The organism is Actinocorallia lasiicapitis, from assembly GCF_054778695.1.
The window spans coordinates 1-3,080 of sequence record NZ_BAAGZI010000543.1 but is presented as its reverse complement, the minus strand read 5'-3'; the positions used below and the strand labels follow the sequence as shown (position 1 = coordinate 3,080).

3 protein-coding genes are annotated in these 3,080 nt (G+C 72.6%); 2 read left to right on the top strand and 1 reads right to left on the bottom strand.

Annotated elements, in window-relative coordinates; genetic code table 11:
• The coding region (locus tag ACYVE7_RS31850) for an MFS transporter (protein WP_460370000.1) at positions 1-620 on the bottom strand (620 nt) is incomplete at its 3' end.
• Between the two features lie 55 nt (positions 621-675).
• Here ACYVE7_RS31850 and ACYVE7_RS31845 point away from each other — a divergent pair.
• Both ACYVE7_RS31845 and ACYVE7_RS31840 read left to right on the top strand, forming a co-directional pair.
• A complete protein-coding gene (locus ACYVE7_RS31845; RefSeq protein ID WP_460370002.1) occupies positions 676-1,881 on the top strand; it encodes an NtaA/DmoA family FMN-dependent monooxygenase in 1,206 nt (401 codons plus the stop codon).
• A partial coding sequence (locus ACYVE7_RS31840; RefSeq protein WP_460369999.1) for an LLM class flavin-dependent oxidoreductase occupies positions 1,878-3,080 on the top strand: 1,203 nt, incomplete at its 3' end. The genes ACYVE7_RS31845 and ACYVE7_RS31840, both read left to right, overlap by 4 nt.

Below are 3,080 nucleotides of genomic sequence, written 5' to 3'. Positions count from 1 at the left end.
GGCCGTGCGGCGGTCCGCGCGTGCGGTGGATGGGTCTCCGGCAGCAGGGTCAGCGCGGCCAGCCAGAGCAGCGCGCCCGCCGCGGCCATCGCCCCGAACAGTCCCGGCCACGGCACCAGCCGCAGGAGCTGTGCGCCGAACACCGGCGCGAGCAGCGGCACGAGACCGGTGACCAGCATCAGCATGGTGAAGAAGCGCGCCGCCTCGACCCCGCTGTACAGGTCGCGGACCACGGCCTTGGTGAGCGCGACCCCGGTCGCCGCCATCAGTCCCTGGACCAGGCGCAGACCGATGAGGATCTCGATCCGCGGGGCCAGCGCGCACAGCACCGACACCACGGCGAACGCGGCGAGCCCGAGGAGCAGCGGACGGCGCCGGCCGAGGGCGTCGCTGAGCGGGCCGGCGATGATCTGCCCGGTGCCGAGCCCGATCATGAACGCCGTCAGGGAGAGCTGCGCGGTCGCCGGAGGGATCGCCAGATCGTGCGCCAGCCGGGGGAGCGCCGGCAGGTACAGGTCGATGGCGAGGGGCCCCGCCGAGGTGAGTGCGCCCAGCAGGACGAACATCTTCGTCCGGTCGTACACGGGAGCAGGGGGGATGGCGGCGATGGCCGTCGTCAAAGGGGGCCTCCAAGTTTCCCTATATTCATACTGGAAAAGTGGATAATATGCGCAGATCCACCTGGCCGCCCACTTCCCCGGGGTCAACAACACGACCGTCTGGTCCGACCCGCAGGCCGGCAGCCAGATCGACCTCGAATCCTTCATCCATCTCGCCCGCACCGCAGAACGCGGCAAGTTCGACTTCTTCTTCCTGGCCGAAGGGCTGCGGCTGCGCGAACTCAAAGGCCGGATCTACGACCTGGACGTCGTCGGGCGTCCCGAATCGCTGACCGTCCTGGCGGCGCTGGCCGGTGTGACGTCCCGGCTCGGGCTGGCCGCGACCGTCAACTCCACCTTCAACGAGCCCTACGAGGTCGCCCGCCGCCTCGCCACCCTCGACCATCTATCCGACGGCCGCGCCGCCTGGAACGTCGTGACGAGCTGGGACGCCTTCACCGGCGAGAACTTCCGGCGCGGCGGCTACCTCGCCGAAGCCGACCGCTACCACCGGGCCCGCGAGTTCCTGGCGACCGCACGCGAACTGTGGGACTCCTGGCCCGCCGACGCCCTGCTCGCCGACCCCGCCACCGGCCGGTTCCTCGCCGACCCCGACGCAGGGGCCTTCGCCCACGACGGCCCCCAGTTCGCCATCTCCGGCCACTTCAACGTGCCGCCGGGCCCGCAGGGGAGGCCGGTGATCCTCCAGGCGGGCGACTCGCCCGAAGGCAGGGAGTTCGCCGCCTCCGACGCCGACGTGATCTTCTCCCGGCACAGCACCCTCGAGGACGGCCGGGCGTTCTTCAAGGACGTCAAGGCCAGGCTGGCCCGGTACGGGCGGCGGCCGTCCGAGCTGAAGATCCTCCCGGCCGTCACCTACGTGCTCGGCGCCACCGAACACGAGGCGCAGGAGCGCGCCCTGCATATCCGCCGGCTCCAGGTCTCCGGCAGGACCGCGCTCTCCTTCCTGGAAGCGGTGTGGGGGCGCGACCTGTCCGGCCACGACCCCGAAGGGCCGCTGCCCGAGCTCGAACCCGACTTCGGGGAAGGGGTCTCCCAGGGCCGCGCCCAGTTCCGCGGCGACCGGGCGGCCGTCGCGAGGCGCTGGCGGGAGATCGCCGAGGCCCGCGGCTTCGGAATCCGCGACCTGGTCATCGAGGTGACCGGACGGCAGACCTTCATCGGCACCCCCGGCCAGGTCGCCCCGCTGCTGCAGGAACGGGGCGTGTTCCGCACCGACTACACCGGCACCACCCTCCGCGACCATCTGGAGCTGACATGACCCTGCATCTGTCCGCCGCGCTGGACGGCGCGGGCTGGCATCCGGCGGCCTGGCGCGACCCCTCCGCGCGCCCGTCCGCGCTGTTCAAGGCCCGCTACTGGGCGGCGCTCGCCGCCGAAGCCGAACTCGGCCTGCTCGACTTCGTCACCTTCGAGGACTCCTACGCGCTCCAGTCGTCGCGGACCGACGGCCACGACGGCCGCACCGACCAGGTACGGGGCCGGTTCGACGCCGTGCTGCTCGCGGCGCGGCTGGCCACGGCCACATCCCATCTGGGGCTGGTGCCGACGACCAGCACCACGCACGCCGAACCGTTCCACGTGTCGATCGGCATCGCGTCCCTCGACCACGCGACGCGGGGGCGCGCCGGGTGGCGTCCGCAGATCCACGCACGGGCCGCCGACGCCCGGCATTTCGGGCGTCGCGTGTTCCCTGTGCTCGATCCGGCCGTCGCCGACCAGGGGTTGCCGCGGTCGCTGTTCGACGAGGCGGGGGAGTTCGCCGAGGTGGTGGGGCGGCTCTGGGACTCCTGGGAGGACGACGCGGAGATCCGGGACGTCGCGTCCGGGCGGTTCGTCGACCGGGACAAACTCCACTACATCGACTTCGCGGGCGCCGCGTTCAGCGTGCGAGGTCCTTCGATCACGCCGCGGCCGCCGCAGGGCCGGCCGCCGATCACCCTGCTGGCCCACGAGGCGACCGGGTACGAGCTGGCGGCCCGCCACGCCGACGTCGTGTACGTCACCCCGCAGGACCACGACGACGCGGTGCGGCGGATCGGCGCAGTCCGTGCCGCGGAGCGGGCGACCGGACGGACCGGCCCGCCGCTGAAGGTGTTCGCCGACCTGCTGGTGCTGTTCGACGGAGCCGAGCGTAAGGAGCGGCTGGACCGGCTCGACGGCGCGGAGCTGACGTCCGACGCGCTGATCTTCACCGGCTCGCCGGTCGAGCTGGCCGATCTGCTGCTCGACTGGCGGGACGCCGGATATGCCGGATTCCGGCTGCGGCCCGGGGTGCTGCCGCTGGACCTCGTCACCATCTCGCGTGCGCTCGTGCCCGAGCTGCAGCGGCGCGGCGCCTACCGGACCGGCTACGCCGAGACAACGCTGCGGGAGCGGCTCGGCCTGCCCGGCCCGCGCCCTCCAGGAAGGCGACGACAAGGCCCACTTCGCCGTGGCCGTCGCCGCCGTGATCGCGCC